Annotated in this window: 19 protein-coding genes; 14 read left to right on the top strand and 5 right to left on the bottom strand. The window is 65.7% G+C overall.

Going from position 1 to position 16,212, the window contains the following annotated elements; genetic code table 11:
- Positions 1 to 3 precede the first annotated feature (3 nt).
- Complete coding sequence (locus tag AC1RMD_RS00395; RefSeq protein ID WP_492922559.1) at positions 4 to 684, top strand: DUF2461 domain-containing protein; 681 nt, start codon at positions 4 to 6, stop codon at positions 682 to 684.
- A 97-nt stretch (positions 685 to 781) separates the two neighbouring features.
- Here AC1RMD_RS00395 and AC1RMD_RS00390 read toward each other — a convergent pair whose 3' ends face one another.
- The 5 genes from AC1RMD_RS00390 to AC1RMD_RS00370 form a co-directional block, all read right to left on the bottom strand.
- Entirely contained in the window at positions 782 to 1,813 is a 1,032-nt protein-coding gene (locus AC1RMD_RS00390) for an NAD(P)H-dependent glycerol-3-phosphate dehydrogenase (RefSeq protein WP_492922557.1), read from the bottom strand.
- 39 nt (positions 1,814 to 1,852) lie between these two features.
- Positions 1,853 to 2,296 (bottom strand): SH3 domain-containing protein, encoded by a 444-nt coding sequence (locus AC1RMD_RS00385; RefSeq protein ID WP_492922555.1) that lies wholly within the window; start codon positions 2,294 to 2,296, stop codon positions 1,853 to 1,855.
- 96 nt (positions 2,297 to 2,392) lie between these two features.
- Positions 2,393 to 2,878, bottom strand: coding sequence for a protein-export chaperone SecB (gene secB, locus AC1RMD_RS00380; protein WP_217943493.1), 486 nt, complete (start codon positions 2,876 to 2,878; stop codon positions 2,393 to 2,395).
- Between the two features lie 152 nt (positions 2,879 to 3,030).
- Positions 3,031 to 3,291: a glutaredoxin 3 gene (gene grxC / locus AC1RMD_RS00375; RefSeq protein ID WP_492922553.1), complete on the bottom strand. Its 261-nt coding sequence runs from the start codon at positions 3,289 to 3,291 to the stop codon at positions 3,031 to 3,033.
- Between the two features lie 10 nt (positions 3,292 to 3,301).
- Complete coding sequence (locus AC1RMD_RS00370; protein WP_332853433.1) at positions 3,302 to 3,703, bottom strand: rhodanese-like domain-containing protein; 402 nt, start codon at positions 3,701 to 3,703, stop codon at positions 3,302 to 3,304.
- Between the two features lie 107 nt (positions 3,704 to 3,810).
- On the opposite strand from AC1RMD_RS00370, the gene gpmA reads away from it, so the two are divergent.
- The 13 genes from gpmA to gspN all read left to right on the top strand — a co-directional run bounded on the left by gpmA (position 3,811) and on the right by gspN (position 16,197).
- Positions 3,811 to 4,557, top strand: a complete 747-nt coding sequence (gene gpmA, locus AC1RMD_RS00365; protein ID WP_492922551.1) for a 2,3-diphosphoglycerate-dependent phosphoglycerate mutase — start codon at positions 3,811 to 3,813, stop codon at positions 4,555 to 4,557.
- 73 nt (positions 4,558 to 4,630) lie between these two features.
- Positions 4,631 to 6,094 (top strand): murein hydrolase activator EnvC family protein, encoded by a 1,464-nt coding sequence (locus tag AC1RMD_RS00360; RefSeq protein WP_492923545.1) that lies wholly within the window; start codon positions 4,631 to 4,633, stop codon positions 6,092 to 6,094.
- Between the two features lie 14 nt (positions 6,095 to 6,108).
- Positions 6,109 to 7,662 (top strand): S41 family peptidase, encoded by a 1,554-nt coding sequence (locus AC1RMD_RS00355; protein WP_492922549.1) that lies wholly within the window; start codon positions 6,109 to 6,111, stop codon positions 7,660 to 7,662.
- A gap of 28 nt (positions 7,663 to 7,690) precedes the next feature.
- Complete coding sequence (locus AC1RMD_RS00350) at positions 7,691 to 8,440, top strand: HesA/MoeB/ThiF family protein (RefSeq protein ID WP_492922547.1); 750 nt, start codon at positions 7,691 to 7,693, stop codon at positions 8,438 to 8,440.
- Between the two features lie 29 nt (positions 8,441 to 8,469).
- Complete coding sequence (locus AC1RMD_RS00345; RefSeq protein ID WP_492922545.1) at positions 8,470 to 10,593, top strand: amidohydrolase family protein; 2,124 nt, start codon at positions 8,470 to 8,472, stop codon at positions 10,591 to 10,593.
- A 138-nt stretch (positions 10,594 to 10,731) separates the two neighbouring features.
- Positions 10,732 to 11,178: a type II secretion system major pseudopilin GspG gene (gspG, locus tag AC1RMD_RS00340; protein WP_492922543.1), complete on the top strand. Its 447-nt coding sequence runs from the start codon at positions 10,732 to 10,734 to the stop codon at positions 11,176 to 11,178.
- Between the two features lie 20 nt (positions 11,179 to 11,198).
- Positions 11,199 to 11,666, top strand: a complete 468-nt coding sequence (locus tag AC1RMD_RS00335; RefSeq protein WP_492922541.1) for a GspH/FimT family pseudopilin — start codon at positions 11,199 to 11,201, stop codon at positions 11,664 to 11,666.
- Complete coding sequence (gene gspI / locus AC1RMD_RS00330; RefSeq protein WP_492922539.1) at positions 11,667 to 12,035, top strand: type II secretion system minor pseudopilin GspI; 369 nt, start codon at positions 11,667 to 11,669, stop codon at positions 12,033 to 12,035.
- Complete coding sequence (locus AC1RMD_RS00325) at positions 12,032 to 12,646, top strand: PulJ/GspJ family protein (RefSeq protein WP_492922537.1); 615 nt, start codon at positions 12,032 to 12,034, stop codon at positions 12,644 to 12,646. Before gspI ends, AC1RMD_RS00325 begins: the two co-directional genes overlap by 4 nt.
- On the top strand, positions 12,643 to 13,590 hold the full coding sequence (gspK, locus tag AC1RMD_RS00320; protein WP_492922535.1) for a type II secretion system minor pseudopilin GspK: 948 nt from the start codon (positions 12,643 to 12,645) through the stop codon (positions 13,588 to 13,590). Before AC1RMD_RS00325 ends, gspK begins: the two co-directional genes overlap by 4 nt.
- 39 nt (positions 13,591 to 13,629) lie before the next feature.
- A complete protein-coding gene (gspL, locus tag AC1RMD_RS00315; RefSeq protein WP_492922533.1) occupies positions 13,630 to 14,892 on the top strand; it encodes a type II secretion system protein GspL in 1,263 nt (420 codons plus the stop codon).
- Positions 14,889 to 15,407: a type II secretion system protein M gene (locus AC1RMD_RS00310; protein WP_492922531.1), complete on the top strand. Its 519-nt coding sequence runs from the start codon at positions 14,889 to 14,891 to the stop codon at positions 15,405 to 15,407. The genes gspL and AC1RMD_RS00310 overlap by 4 nt, the downstream gene beginning before the upstream one ends.
- Before the next feature lie 16 nt (positions 15,408 to 15,423).
- Positions 15,424 to 16,197: a type II secretion system protein N gene (gspN, locus tag AC1RMD_RS00305; RefSeq protein WP_492922529.1), complete on the top strand. Its 774-nt coding sequence runs from the start codon at positions 15,424 to 15,426 to the stop codon at positions 16,195 to 16,197.
- Positions 16,198 to 16,212 lie beyond the last annotated feature (15 nt).

Below are 16,212 nucleotides of genomic sequence, written 5' to 3'. Positions count from 1 at the left end.
TTAATGCATCTGCGCGACCTGACTCAATTCCTCAAGGAACTGGCGGAGAACAACAACCGTCCCTGGTTCATCATGAACAAACCGCGCTACGACATCCTGCGCGAAGAATTCCTGCAAGTGGTGACGGACATGATTGTCGAGCTGGGCAAGTTCGATGCGGCCGTCAAGTTCTGCAATCCGAAGAAGGCGATGTTCCGCATCAACCGCGACGTGCGATTCGCGCACGACAAGAGCCCGTACAAGACGCGCTTCTCGGCCGCGGTGGCGCCGAACGACCTGCGCCGGCCGAGCAAGGCCGGCGGGCCGACCTACTACATGCAGATCGACGGCAGTGGCAAGCTGCTGTTCGGCGCCGGCGAATACATGCCGCCGCCGTCGCGGCTGAAGGCGCTGCGCCAGCACATGGTCGACGACGCGGCCGGCTTCGGCAAGGTATTGAAGAACAAGAAGTTGAAAGCCACCTTCGGCGACATCCAGAACGAAGGCAAGCTGATGCGCCCACCCAAGGGTTTCGATGCCGAGCACGAGCACATCGAATACATCAAGCTGAAGAGTTTCTTCGTCTGGACCGAGCTCGACCTGCCGATCAACCGGCCGGAACAGCTGGTGACTATGATCGCCGGCGGGCTCAAGGATGCGTTCCCGCTGGTCGAATGGATGCGCGCGGCAAAAGAAGTGGAATAAAAACCACGGGGGTCAAGTCTGACATTCGGACACGAGCTCTGCCGTAGCGGCCGCTACGGCAGAGCTCGTGTCCGAATGTCAGACTTGACCCCCGTGCTTATTTTTCGTCGCGCGGGTCGCGGGCCAGCAGGCGCGAGACCATCGCCTGCGGCTGGTCGCCGTCGAACAGCACGCCGGCCACCGCGTTGGTGATCGGCATGTCGACGCCCAGCCTGGCCGCCAGTTCGCGCACGGCTTTCGAACACGGTACGCCTTCGGCCACATGGCCCAGCTCCTGCACGATGACGTCCAGCGGCTTGCCCTGCGCCAGCCCAAGGCCAACGCGGCGGTTGCGCGACAGGTCGCCGGTGCAAGTCAAAATCAGGTCGCCCATGCCGGTCAGCCCCATGAAGGTTTCGGTATGCCCGCCCAGCGTGGTGCCGAGCCGGGTGATTTCCGCCAGGCCGCGCGTGATCAGCGCGGCGCGCGCGTTCAGGCCCAGGCCCAGGCCGTCGGCCACGCCGGTGGCGATGGCCAGCACGTTTTTCACCGCGCCGCCCACTTCGACTCCCACCAGGTCTTCGCTGGCATACACGCGGATATTGCCGCCATGGACGGTCGCCACCACGCAGTCGCGCAAGGCCGCCGAGTCGGAGGCGATGGTCAGCGCGCACGGCAGGCCCTTGGCCACCTCCTGCGCAAACGATGGCCCCGACAGGGCGCCGCCGGCCACGCCGGCGCCCAGCACTGCGCGCACGATCTGGTGCGGCAGCAAGCCGGTGCCGTATTCGAAGCCCTTGCACAACCACACCACGTTCGGGATCGCCCGCGATTTCAGCTGCTCCAGCAGCGGCCGCAAGCCCGCCACCGGGCAGGCGGCGATCAGCAGGCTGTCCGGACCGGCCACATGGGCCAGCGCGGCGTCGAAATCGGCGGCGATCCGCAGGCCGCCGGGGAAGGGATAACCCGGCAGGTAGCCGCTGTTTTCGCGCGCGCGCGCCATCTCTTGCAGGGCGTCGCCGTTGCGGCCCCACAGCAGCACGTCGTGACGCTGGGCCAGCGCCATGGCGACGGCGGTGCCCCAGGCGCCTGCGCCGAGCACAGCCACCTTGCGGACCGTCGCCGCCGGTTTGTTTGGATTATCTTGCATGGGACCTCATTCGGCGACCGGATGTCGCCGTTACGGCAATTATATGCCCCAGACTTCGGAATTCTTGACGTAACCGACCAGGCCGTCGCGGTGACGCACCTTGAGCCAGCCGCCGGCGGCCGCTTCGGTCACTTCCAGCAGCACGCCCTTGTCGGCGCTGAACACCGGCGCGCCGCCATCGTCCGGCGTGGCGCGGATTTTCAGGTTGGGGGTGCGGATGATGACGTTGCGCTTGCCGACCAGGCCCTTGGCCTCGGTCCAGGCCAGCTCGCCGTTGACGTCGCGCACCTTCAGCCATTCGCCATAGGCCAGCACCACTTCCAGCGGCGCGCCGCGCGGCACGACGAACAGCTTGCCGCCCTTGGTCGACGGTGCATCGTACAGGATGACGGGTGCGGCGCCCACCGTTTTGAAGTCGAACGCGTGGCTGGCACTCATGGCCAACAACATGGTCAGACTGGCGATTAAACGGGGAAATGTCATGGCTTACCTTGCAGATGGACAGCGCGCACAGGCGCGGCATGTCGGGTGATACCGCTGCCGGGCGTGGCGCCCGGCAGCGAAGTACTTCAGTACGACTTAGTGCGTGGTGGCAGCGCCGTCGGTTGCTGCCGGTGCTGCGGCGGCCGCGTCGGCGATCGCTTGCATGCGCTGCTGGTAGAACACTTCGAAGTTGATCTCAGCCAGATGCACTGGTGGGAAACCGGCACGGGTGATCACGTCGGCGATGTTGGCGCGCAGGTAAGGATAAACGATGTTCGGGCAACCGATGCCCAGCAGTGGATCGAGCTGCTCGGCAGGAATGTTGCGCGCTTCGAAGATGCCGGCTTGCTTGCCTTCAACCAGGAAAGCGACCTTGTCTTTGACTTTGGCGGTCACGGTGATGGTGACGGTCGACTCGAACACGCCGTCGGCCAGTGGCTCGGCGCCAACGTCCAGGGCGACTTCGATGGTCGGTGCTTCCTGTTCCAGGAAGATCGATGGGGAGTTCGGTTGCTCCAGCGACATGTCTTTCAGGTAGACGCGTTGGATTTGGAATACTGGTTGCAGGTTTTCGTCAGACATGGAACGCTTTCGTTATAGTGAAAACGAGCGGCACGGGCCGCTCAGAATAAGTTTGCTTGGTATGGAGCTCAAATCAAACGCGAGGGCAATTGTATCAAAACCATTATGGTTTCAAACTATTTCTGCGGCCCTCTCGTTGTATTTGGGGTTGATTAGCCATTTAACAAGGGGGACAGGCCGCCCGCTTGATCCAATGCATACAAATCGTCGAAGCCGCCGACATGGGTGTCGCCGATGTAGATCTGCGGCACGGTGCGGCGGCCGGTCTTTTGCATCATCAGCGCGCGCTGCTCCGGGTCCAGGTCGACGCGGATCTTCTCCAGGCCGGTCACGCCCTTCGATTCCAGCAGGCGCTCGGCGCGCACGCAGTAGGGGCACACGGCGGTGGTGTACATGATTACACGGGCAGTCATCTCGACCTCCTTATTTGGCCAGCGGCAGGCCGGCTTTTTGCCATGCAGCAACGCCGCCGTCCAGGTTGACCACGTCGGTGAAGCCGGCTTTGGCCAGTTTGGCGGCCGCCGACGAGGCGCGCGCGCCCGTCTTGCACACCACGATCACGCTCTTGGTCTTGAACTTTTCCAGTTCGCCGAGGCGGTTGGAGAGCTCGCCCAGCGGAATATTCTTGGCTTCTGGCAAGTGACCAGCAGCAAATTCCGTTGCGTCGCGTACGTCTACAATGGTGGCTTTGCTACGGTTGATCAACAGCGTCACCTCTTGCGCGGAGGCGCGTTTGCCGCGCTGCGTCAGTACCGGCCAGAGCAGGGCGCCGCCCGAAAGGAGCACGATGGCGATGATGAAAATATTGTCAATGAAGAATTTCACAGGGTTCCAATGGTTTAAGTCAATCCGCGCATTATAAAATAGAAGCTGGAAGAGTTCTCGCAGTACCGGTTTTCCGTCCCGTTCAATCCTTTTTGAAGATAGTTCAAATGTATAAAATCGTATTCATGCGCCACGGCGAGTCCACCTGGAACCTCTCGAACCGCTTCACCGGCTGGACCGATGTGGACCTGACCGAGAAGGGCATCGCCGAAGCCAAGGCGGCCGGCAAGGTACTGAAAGAGTCCGGCTACACCTTCGACCTGGCCTACACCTCGGTGCTCAAGCGCGCGATCCGCACCTTGTGGCTGAGCATGGACGAGATGGACATGATGTACCTGCCGGTCAAGAACGACTGGCGGCTGAACGAGCGCCACTACGGCGCCCTGCAGGGCCTGGACAAGGGCGAAACCGCCGCCAAGTACGGCGACGACCAGGTGCTGGTATGGCGCCGCAGCTACGACACGCCGCCGCCGCCGCTGGCCGAGAACGACGGCCGCGCCTCGTTCAACGACCCGCGCTACGCCGGCCTGGACAAGTCGCAGATCCCGCTGACCGAATGCCTGAAGGACACCGTGGCGCGCGTGATGCCGGTGTGGGACGAGGACATCGCCCCGGCCATCCGCGCCGGCAAGAAGATCATCATCTCGGCCCACGGCAACAGCCTGCGCGCCCTGATTAAGATGCTCGACGGCATCAGCGACAACGACATCGTCGGCCTCAACATCCCGAACGGCCAGCCGCTGGTCTACGAGCTGGACGAGAACCTGAAGCCGATCCGCCACTACTATCTGGGTGACGCCGACGCCATCGCCGCGGCCCAGGCGGCCGTCGCCAACCAGGGCAAGGCCAAGTAATTTGTCGCATTCTTCCTTCCGAGGCTGGCGCGGCGCCGCCGCCGGTGCGGCGCTGCCGCTGTTGCTGGCACTGATGATGCTGAACGGGGCGCACGCCGCGCCGTTCGGCAAGACCACCGAGCGCAGCAAGCAGAAAGCGGCGGCCGAGGCCGAGCGCGCCGGCTTGCAGCAAAAGCTCAGCGCGCTCAAGAAAGACATCGGCAAGACCGAAAGCGCCAAGGACGACGCGGCCGACACGCTGGCCGAGTCCGAACAGGCGATCTCGGACGCCAACCGCTCGCTGCGCGAGCTGGCGCAGGAGCAGGGCGACACCAACACCAGGCTGCAACAGCTGGCCGTCGAGCACGACAAGCTGGCGGCCACGGTCGCCCAGCAAAAGCAGCAGCTGGCCAAGCTGCTGCGCGACCAGTACGTGGCCGGCAATGAAGACCGCATCAAGTTGCTGCTGTCCGGCGACAACCCCAACCGCATCAACCGCGACCTGCAAATGATGTCCTATGTGTCGCAGGCCCAGGCGCGCCTGCTGGACGCGCTGCGCGCCAACCTGAAGGCGGTCGAGGTCAACCAGGCCGAGGCGCAGAACGCCAAGGATGAATTGCAGGAAATCGCCGCCGAGGAAATGGAACAGAAGGCCAGGCTGGAGCAGGAGAAGACCCGCCGCGCCAACTTGCTGGCCTCGCTGTCGAAGAAACTGGTGGCCCAGCGCAAGGAAGTCGGCAACGTCGAGCGCGACGAACAGCGCCTGACCGGCCTGGTCGACAAGCTGGGCAAACTGATCCAGGAGCAGGCGATCGCCGCCGCCGCCGAGAAAAAACGCCAGGAACAATTGGCCGCCGCCCGCGCCAGGGCGGAGGCGGAAGCCAAGGCCAGGGCGGACGCCGAGGCGCGCGCGCTGGCCAAGGCCAAGGCCGCCGTCGAAGCCGAGCGCCAGCGCCTGGCCAAGGCCAACGCCGGCAAATCGGGCGCCATCAAGCCGGCGCCGACCAAGCCAGGCACCATCGACAGCGAGCCGCCGAAAGTGGCGCAACAGCCGCCGCCGAAACCAGCGGAACCGCTCAAACCGGCGCCGCGCGAGGAAGAACCGGCCAGGCCGCCAGCCAAGGCCGCAGATATCGCGCTGGCCCCGGCGGTGCCGTCCGGCGCGCCGTTCGTCAGCCTCAAGGGCCAGCTGCGCCCGCCCGTCAGCGGCAAGGTCGCCGCCAAGTTCGGCACCAAGCGCGGCGACGGCCCAAGCTGGAAGGGCGTGTTCATCCGCACCGGCGAAGGCGCCGAGATCCGCTCCGTCGCCAGCGGCAAGGTGATCTTCTCCGACTGGCTGCGCGGCTTCGGCAATATGATCATCGTCGACCACGGCGGCCAGTACTGGAGCATCTACGGCAATTGCGAGTCGCTGCTGAAACGGGTCGGCGACGTCGTCAAGCCTGGCGACTCGATCGCCAGCGCAGGTAACAGCGGCGGCAACGAGGAATCGGGGCTATACTTTGAGCTTCGCCATCAGGGCACAGCATTCGATCCGGCTGGCTGGGTCAAGTTTTAAGGTTTGCGGAAAAAATGGGCAACAAAGTCAAGAGCATCGGCCTGATCGGCCTGGGGATGGTGGCTGGTGTCGCCGTCTCCTTGCAGTTTTCCGCCATCGCGCAAAAAGTCACCGGTTCGCCGCTGCCGCTCGAAGAGCTGCGCCAGTTGTCCGATGTGTTCGGCCTGATTAAAACCGACTACGTCGAAAACGTCGACGACAAGAAGCTGCTCACCGAAGCCATCTCCGGCATGGTGGCCTCGCTCGATCCGCATTCGGTCTACCTCGATAAAAAAGCCTTCCGCGAAATGCGCGAGACCGTGGCCGGCAAATTCGTCGGCATCGGCATCGAAGTCGGCATGGAAGACGGCTACATCAAGGTGGTCTCGCCGATCGAGGATTCGCCCGCCTTCAAGGCCGGCATCAAGGCCGGCGACCTGATTACCCGCATCGACGGCACCCCGATCAAGGGCATGTCGCTGGACGAAAGCGTCAAGAAGATGCGCGGCGAGCCGCACTCCAAGGTCACCGTCACCATCAGCCGCAAGGACGAGGACAAGCCCATCGTCCTGGCCATCCTGCGCGAGGAAATCCGCGTGCAGAGCGTCAAGGCCAAGATGATCGAGCCGGGTTACGCGTGGCTGCGCATCTCGCAGTTCCAGGAGCCGACCGTCGAGGACATGGCCCGCAAGATCACCGCCCTGTACGCGCAAGACCCGCACATCAAGGGCCTGGTGCTGGACCTGCGCAACGATCCGGGCGGCGTGGTGCCGGGCGCGATCGGCGTCTCGGCCGCCTTCCTGCCCAAGGATGCGGTGATCGTCTCGACCAACGGCCAGCTGCTCGATTCCAAGCAAACCTTCTACGGCCGCAGCGAGTTCTATTCCGCCCGTGCCAAGAACGATCCGCTGGCCAAGCTGCCGGCCGCGCTCAAGGACGTGCCGATGGTGGTGCTGGTCAACGCCGGTTCGGCCTCGGCCTCCGAGATCGTCGCCGGCGCGCTGCAGGACTACAAGCGCGCCACCATCATGGGCACGCAGACCTTCGGCAAGGGCTCGGTGCAGACGCTGCGCCAGCTGACCGCCGACACCGCCGTCAAGCTGACCACGGCGCGCTACTACACGCCGCACAACCGTTCGATCCAGGCGCGCGGCATCGTGCCGGACCTGATGGTCGACGAAACCGCCGACGGCGACGGCTTGAACAGCCTGCGCGTGCGCGAAGCCGACCTGCAAAAGCACCTGAACAACGACAAGGACCCGGAAGGCGACAGCGCCGCCAAAAAGGCCCTGAGCGCGCAACGCGAAGAGCTGGAAGACGGCGCGGTCGCGCCGGCGAAGAAAGCCAAGCCGGTGGAATTCGGCTCCAGGGACGACTTCCAGCTGGCGCAGGCGATCAACCACTTCAAGGGCTTGCCGGTCAAGCTGTCGAAAGTGGAGGCGGCGCCCGCCGCCGGCGGCGATGTCGGCGAAATCAAGTCGGACAGCAAGAGCGACGCCAAGCCGGCCGTCAAGCCAGCCGCCAAACCGGAATCCAAGCCCAAGGCCAGCGAAAAAAAGCCGGCCTTGAAACAGCCAGTAACCCAATAAACGACGGGCGCGCCGCCGCTCCGAGACCATGAACGACTCGCAACTGCTGCGCTATTCGCGCCATATCCTGCTCGACGAAATCGGCATCGAGGGCCAGCAAAAGCTGCTGGCCGCGCATGCGCTGGTGATCGGCGCCGGCGGCCTCGGTTCGCCGGCCGCCATGTACCTGGCCTCGGCCGGCGTCGGCCACATCACGCTGGTCGACAACGACACCGTCGACCTCACCAACCTGCAGCGCCAGATCGCCCACACCACGGAGCGGGTCGGCCAGCCCAAGGCCGAATCGGCGCGCATCACGCTGGCCCAGATCAATCCCGACATCGCCATCACCGCGCTGAACGAGCGCGTCGACGACGCCCGCCTGGCCGCGCTGGTGGCGCAGGCCGACGTCGTGCTCGACTGCACCGACAACTTCGCCACCCGCCACGCCGTCAACCGCGCCTGCGTCGCGCTGGGCAAGCCGCTGGTGTCGGGCGCGGTGATACGTTTCGACGGCCAGGTCAGCGTGTTCGATCCGCGCGGCGGCGCGCAGCCCTGCTACTCCTGCCTGTTCCCGCAGGACCAGCAGTTTGAAGATGTCGCCTGTTCCACCATGGGCGTGTTCGCGCCGCTGGTGGGCGTGGTGGGCGCCATGCAGGCGGCCGAAGCGCTCAAGCTGTTGATGGGCGTGGGCGCCTCGCTGGCCGGGCGCCTGCTGATGTTGGATGGTCTGCACATGGAGTGGACCAGCATAGGTGTGGGGCGCAACGGCGATTGCCCGGTCTGCGCGAAAAAATAACACTAACCGGAAGGAGACTTACCTTGTTGATGAAACGACTCGCTGTATTGCCGTTGGCCTTGGCCGCGGCGTTCGCCGCCCAGGCAGCTACCAGCACCAAGTACCTGATCATTTCGGAAAGCGGCAAGCAGATCGGCGAACAGGCCGTCGAACGCCAGGACGACGGCCTGACCAAGGTACGTTTCATCTTCAAGAACAACGGCCGCGGCCCGGAACTGACGGAGCAATTCCGCATGGGCACCGACGGCGTGATGACCGAGTACAGCGTCAAGGGCAATTCCACCTTCGGCGCGGTGGTCGACGAGCGCTTCGAGCGCAAGGGCGACCAGGCCGAGTGGAAGTCCACCTCCGAACAGGGCAAGAAGGCCGTCAGCGGCCCGGCCGGCTACCTGCCGCTGAACGGTTCCTTCGAAACCGTCTCGGCCTACATCACCGCGCTGGACGCCGCGCCCGGACGTAAAATGGCGCTGCTGCCATCGGGCACGCTGTCGCAGACCGTGCTCGATACGCTGGAAGTGAGCAGCGACAACGGCCAGAAACAAACCGTGCGGCTGCTGGCGCAAACCGGCGTCGGCCTGTCGCCGTCGTTTTACTGGGCCACCACCGGCGCCGCAGGCAAGCCTGCGCGCCTGTTCGGCGTGATCATCCCCGGCTTCGCCAACATGCTGGAAGAGGGCTGGCAGGGCGCCGCGCCAGTGCTGGCCGTGCGCCAGAAGCAGGCCGAGAGCAAGATGCTGGAAGACCTGGCCGCCAGGCTGCAACACCCGCTGACCGGCCTGACGCTGGTGCGCAACGCCCGCGTGTTCGACAGCGAAAAAGCCACCGTCGGCGCGCCGTCCGACATCTACGTGCTGCGCGGCCGCATCACCGCCGTGCTGCCGGCCGGCTCGCCGGTGCGCGGCGCCGTCAACACCATCGACGCCGCCGGCCGCATCGTGCTGCCCGGCCTGTTCGACATGCACGGCCACGTCGACCGCTGGTCCGGCGCGCTCAATATGTCGACCGGCGTGACCAGCGTGCGCGACATGGGCAACGACAACAAGCAGCTGCAGGCGATGCTGGACGAAACCGCCGCCGGCAAGCTGCTGGCGCCGCAGGTGGTGCCGGCCGGTTTCCTGGAAGGCGAGAGCCCGTTCAGCGCCATGAACGGCTTCACCATCAAGGACCTGCAGGGCGCGAAGGATGCGATCGACTGGTACGCGGAGCACGGCTACCCGCAGCTGAAGATCTACAACTCCTTCCCGAAAGCCATCCTGAAGGACACCGTGGCCTACGCCCACAGCCGCGGCATGCGCGTGTCCGGCCACATCCCGGCCGGGCTGCGCGCGCAGGAGGCGCTGGACGCCGGCTACGACGAGATCCAGCACATCAACCAGGTGCTGCTGAACTTCCTGGTCAAGCCGGACACCGAAACCCGCAACCTGAACCGCTTCCTGCTGCCGGCCGAAAAAGTCGCCGGCATGGACTTCAACACCAAGCCGTTCAAGGACTTCATCGCCGGCCTGGCGAAGAAGCAGATTTCGGTCGACCCGACACTGTCGGCGTTCGCCTTCATCCAGCAGAAGGACGGCGACGTCAATCTGCCCTACCGCGCCTTCGCCGCCAACATGCCGCCGGACGTGGCGCGCAGCTTCGCCGTCGGCGCCATGAAGATCGAGGGCGCCGATACCCTCAAGCGCTACGAGAAGTCCTACGCCAAGATGGTGGAATTCGTCGGCATCATGTACAAGGCCGGCGTGCCCATCGTCGCCGGCACCGACGACATTGCCGGCTTCACGCTGCATTCGGAGCTGGCGCTGCTGGTCAAGGCCGGCCTGACGCCGGCCCAGGCCCTGCAGGTGGCCACCCGCAACGGCGCCCGCTACACCCGCACCAGCAATGACCGCGGCAGCATCGTCGCCGGCAAGCTGGCCGACCTGGTGCTGGTGGACGGCGATCCGACCAAGGACATCGCCGACGTCCGCAAGGTGGCGGCGGTGATCACGCGCGGCTATGTGATCTATCCGCAGGAGATCGACACCGCGCTGGGCATCGCGCCGTTCGTCAAGGATGGGCCGCAGGTGGGGCAAGCCGCCGCCGTGGCCGATGCCGCTGGCGGCGGCAACGACGGCGCGCGCCGCCGCATCGACGCCACCGCCCATCGCCACGACTAGGTAAAGCGGGGTAAAAACCGGGTGCGCCGAGCACCCGGTTAAGCCCCATTTAAGCCTGCCGGCGCAAAACTCGTTTTAGGGTGCCGCTGGCGCCGATTCAGCCTTATACTCTGCAATCATTTTAATTTGTCATCAAATATGAAAAAACTCTCCCTGCCCCGTCGTGCCGCCTCGTGCGGCTTTACGCTGATCGAAATCATGGTGGTGGTGGTCATCATGGGCGTGCTGGCGGCGCTGGTCGTGCCCAAGCTGCTGAGCCGTACCGGCGAGTCCAAAGTGGCCGCCGCCAAGGTCGATATCGCCACCGTCATGCAGGCGCTCAAGCTGTACAAGCTGGACAACCAGCGCTATCCGAGCACCGAGCAGGGCCTGCAGGCGCTGCTGACCAAGCCGACCGCCGGCCCGGCCGCCAACGGCTGGAAAGCCGGCGGCTACCTGGAAAAAATGCCGAAAGACCCGTGGGGCAACCCATACCAGTTCCTGTCGCCGGGCATCAAGGGCGAAGTCGATGTGTTCTCCTACGGCGCCGACGGCGCGCCGGGCGGCACCGGCGACGATGCCGACATCGGCTCCTGGGATAACTGATCGCAGCGGGAGCACGGCCTATGCGCGCCGCCCGCCAGCGTGGTTTCACGCTGATCGAACTGCTGGTGGTGATGGTCATCCTGGGCGTCACGCTGGGACTGGTGTCGCTCAACGCGCTGCCGGGCCAGAAGCAGTCGCTGCGTGAAGACGCGCAGCGCGTGGCGCTGCTGCTGCAATTGGCGCGCGACGAGGCCATCGTGCGCAACCGCCAGATCGCCTTCGAGGCGGGACCGGACGGCTACCGCTTCCTGATCCGCAACGACAAGCGATGGGACGTGGCGGTGCAGGACGACCTGCTGCGCGAGCGCGAGTTCAAGCACGCGCCGATCACGCTGATGCTCGACCCGCCGCCCAACGTCGCCGACGCCAGCCTGCGCATCGTCTTCGGCCGCGAGCCGGTCGACAAACCCTTCGTGCTGACGCTCGGCGCCGGCGATGCCAGCATCGCCATCCGCGCCGATGGCATCGGCCATTTCACGGTGGACTAGATGCGCCTTCCTCGACAACGCGGCTTTACTTTGCTGGAAGTGCTGGTGGCGCTGGTGATCGTCGGCACCGCGCTGGGCGCTTCGCTGCGCGCGGTCGGCAGCCTGACCGCCAACAGCGACGGCCTGCGCGGCGCCATGATGGCCACCTGGTCGGCCGAGAACCGGATGGTGCAGCTGCGCCTGACGCGCCAGTTCCCGGCGGTCGGCAAGCAAACCTTCGAATGCCCGCAGGGCGACATGAAGCTGATGTGCCTGGAAGAAGTGATCGCCAGCCCGAATCCGCGCTTCCGCCGGGTCGAGGTCAGCGTCTACGACCAGGCCGCGCCGGAGCGGCGCATCATCAAGCTGGTCCAGTTGGTGAATCAATGACGGCGCCATTGCGCCGCGCGCGCGGCTTCACGCTGATCGAACTGCTGGTGGCGATATCGATCCTGGCCATCGTCGCGGTGCTGGGCTGGCGCGGGCTGGACGGCATCATCCGCTCGCGCAGCGCGCTGACCGCGCAGATGGAGCAGACGCGCGGCCTGCAACTGACCTTCGCTCAACTGCAAAGCGATTGCGCCAACCTGGCGCCGCAGACGCTGATCGGCACCCGCACCATCCTGAGCGCGGAAGACAACCGCATCACGCTGGTGCGCCTGACGCTGGCCGAGAACGAGGCCACGCGGGTGCAGGTGGTCTCCTACCGCGTGCGCGACGGCATGCTGACGCGGCGCGAATCGGCCGGCACGCGCGACCTGGCGCAGCTGGATGTGCTGTGGCAGGCGGCCAATAGCGACATCGACCCGGCCGCCAGCGTGGCGCTGAAATCGGGCGTGCAGCGCATGGCGATGCGCTTCTGGACCACGCAGGGCTGGGTGCCGGCGGCGGGCGTGATGCCGACGCCGGCCACCGGCGCGCCCGCCGGCATGGAAGTGTCGATGCTGCTGGACCAGCAGGAAGTCCCGATGCTCAAATCCTTCCTGCTGGGGGCACTGTGAAGCTGCGGCGCCAGCGCGGCGTGGCCGTCATTACGGCGTTGTTGCTGACGACGCTGGCGGTGACCATCGTCGCCAGCCTGTTCTGGCAGCAGCAGGTGCAGGTGCGTTCGATGGAGAACCAGCGCCTGCAACTGCAAACCCGCTGGATCGTGCGCGGCGCGCTGGACTTGAGCCGGCTGGTGCTGTATCAGGACTTTCTGGATTCGCAATTGGTCACGCAGGCGGGCGGCATCTGGGCCACGCCGCTGGAAGAAACGCGGCTGGACGATTACATCGAACGCGAGCGCGCCGAGGCGGAAAATTTCAACGCCACCCTGTCCGGCAAGATGATCGACGCGCAGTCGCGTTACAATCTTGCCAATCTGGCGCTGAACCATGTGATCGAAGGTCCCCAGGTGAAGGTGTTCGAGCGCTTGCTGACCAATCTGCAGCTCGATCCGTCGCTGGCTCAGGCGGTGGCTACCCAGGTGGCAAACGCCCAAACGGCGCTGCCAAAGGAAGGCCAGGCGGCGCCGAAAATCACCGGCCCGCAGCCGATCGACTTGCTGCGAGTGGAGGATTTGCTGGCGGTGAGCGGCTTTACGCCGCCGACGATAGAGCGCCTGCGCGAGTTCGTCACCATTCTGCCGGAACGCGCAACGGAATTGAACGTGAATACCGTGCCAGCCGAGCTGATGTCGGCGCTATATGAGCGCTTGTCGCTGTCGGATGCCGCGGCCATGGTGAATACGCGCAAGCGGATCTACTACTACAGCCCGGAAGCGTTTAAGGCGCAGCCGCAGCTGACGGGCATGAAGGCGCCAGACGTGCCTTACGGCGTCAAGAGCAGCTACTTCCTGGCCTACAGCCGGGTGAGGCTGGACCGGGCGGCGCTGGACACGGAGTCCCTGATGCATCGGGAGAAGAACGGCATCACGTCAGTGGTATGGATACGGGAAAACTAGAACAGCTATGAACGACAGCGTGAACGAAAGCGAGACCCTTTGACTACACTACTTATCCGCTATCCGGCCAAGGCCAGCGTCGACAGCGGCGCGGCCCAGACCTGCCCGTTCGCGCTGGTGGGCGACGGCGGCAACCTGCTGCAACAGGGCGCCTCCCCGCTGGGCAACCTGTCGGACCTGGTGGCATCGGCGCGCCGCGTGGTGCTGCTGCTGGCCGCCACCGACGTCACGCTGCTGCGCGTGGTGGCGCCGCCGCTGTCCGCCGCGCGCCTGAAGGCCGCGCTGCCGGCGCTGGTGGAGGAACAGGTGCTGGGCGATCCGGTCGACTGCGTGCTGGCGGCCGGCGCCGCCGACGCCGAGGGCGCCCGCACGGTGGCCGTGGTCCAGCGCAGCTGGATCGAAGTACTGGTCAAGGCGCTGATGGCGCAGGGCGCGCACAATATCTCGGTGCTGCCGGCGCAACTGTGCCTGCCGTTCCAGCCGGGCTCCGTCTCGGCCGCGCTGACCACCGGCGACGCCGGTTTCGAGCTGATACTGCGCCAGTCGCAGACCATGGGCATGGGCCTGACGCTGCCGGCGCAGCCGCAAGCCGCGCTGCAAACCTTGCGCGCCATGGCGGGCGACGAGCCGGTCACGCTGTACCTGTCGCCGGCGCAGATGGCGCAGTTCGCGCCGCTGGTGGCCAACGACGCCGCCGGCCACGGTATCGGCCATGGGATTACGCTGCTGGAAGACCACTGGGCGCACTGGGTGGCCGCTTCCCGCTCGGCGGGCCTGGACCTGGCGCCGGCGCTGGGCGCCAGCGGCACCTCCGCGCGCCAGTGGCAGCGCTGGCGCTGGCCGCTGCGCATCGCCGCGCTGGCGCTGCTGGTCAACGTGGTCGGCCTGAACGTCGAATGGCTGCGCCTCAAGCGCGAGGCCGACGCGGTCAGCCTGGCTATGCTGCAAACCTTCAAGGCCGCCTATCCGAAAGAGCTGGTGATACTCGACCCGGCCGCGCAGATGCGCAAGAACATCTCGCTGGCCAAGGCCGACGGCGGCCAGCCGGCCGCCGATGAATTCACCGCGCTGAGCGCCGCCCTCGGCGAAGCGCTGGGCGTGCTGCCGCGCAAGGACATCATCGCCACGCTGGAATACCGCGAGCATGCGCTGCAAATGAAGGTCAAACCCAACACCGTCGATACCGGCACGCTGGCGCAGCTGCGCTCCGCGCTGGCGGCGCGCAAGCTGGAGCTGTCGGAAGACCGTCCGGGCACCTGGCAAATCCGTCCGCTGAGCGGCACGGGCGGAGGAAAATCATGAGCAAGCTGACACTGACGATACAAGAGTACCGCGGCCGCGCGGCGGCCTTCTGGAGCGAACGCACCGAACAGGAACGCAAGTTCCTCGGCATCGGCGGCGCCGTGCTGGGACTGGCGCTGTTCTATTCGCTGCTGATCTCGCCGGCGCTGGACGGCCGCGCCAAGCTGCGCAAGTCGCTGCCCGAGCTGCGCCAGCAGGCCGCCGAGTTGCAGGCGCTGGCGCTGGAAGCGGCCGCGCTGCGCGGCCAGAACACCATCGCCCCGGCGCCGATGACGCGCGAGATGCTCAACACCGGCCTCACCGCGCGCGGCCTGGCCACGCAATCGGTGTCCGTCACCGGCGAATACGCCAAGGTCCAGATGAGCGGCGTGTCCTTCCCCGCCTTGATCGCCTGGCTGGACGCGATCCGCACCGAAAGCCGCATCGCCGTCTCGGACGCGAACATCAGCGCGCAGGACACCGCCGGCATGGTCAACGCCACGCTGACGCTGCGCCAGAATGCGGGCGGGCGATGATGCGAAAAGCTTATCCATGAAGCGCACCGTGCTATGGTTGCTGACCATCGCGCTGAGCGTGGCGGCGACGCTGGCGATGTTCTTCCCGGCGGCGTGGCTGGGCGCCCTGGTGGAGTCGCGCACGGGAGGCCGTTTGACGCTGGGGGACGCGCAGGGTACGCTGTGGCGCGGTTCGGCCTTTATCGGCGGCGCGGCCAGCGGCAACAGCCCGGTCACGCCGCTGCTGCCGGGCCGTTTCAGCTGGAAGATTTCGCCGCTGGCGCTGGTCGGCATGGTCGACCTGCAACTGGAAAACAGCGAGGCGCTGGCGCAGCCGCTGGCCTTCAAGGGCGGCTGGTCGCACTGGCAGCTCAGTCCATCGGCGCTGCTGCTGCCGGCCGCCGGCCTGGCCGGGCTGGGCGCGCCGCTGAACACCGTGGCGCCCAGCGGCACCATGCGGCTGTCGTGGACCGCGCTGGAGCTGGCGCTGGTCGAGCGCCAGGTCAGCATCAACGGCCGCACCACGCTGGAGATGACGGATATGGCCTCGCGGCTGTCGTCGGTGCGCCCGCTGGGCAGCTACGCGCTGGCGCTGGACTGGCACGGGCAGTCGGCCGGGCTGACGCTCAATTCCGTCAAGGGGCCGCTGTTGTTGAGCGGGACCGGCAACCTGAATAACGGCCGCCTGCAGTTTTCCGGGCAGGCCGAGGCAGCAAAAGGATTTGAGGAGCAGTTGGCCAATCTGTTGAATTTGCTGGGCCAGCGCAAACCGAATAGTGACCGCAACATCATCGCTTTAGAGTTCCACTAAGTTCAGATAAAAGTT

The sequence above is a fragment of the Duganella sp. GW822-FHT06D06 genome, from assembly GCF_058799615.1.
This window is presented reverse-complemented; position numbering and strand designations above follow the sequence as displayed.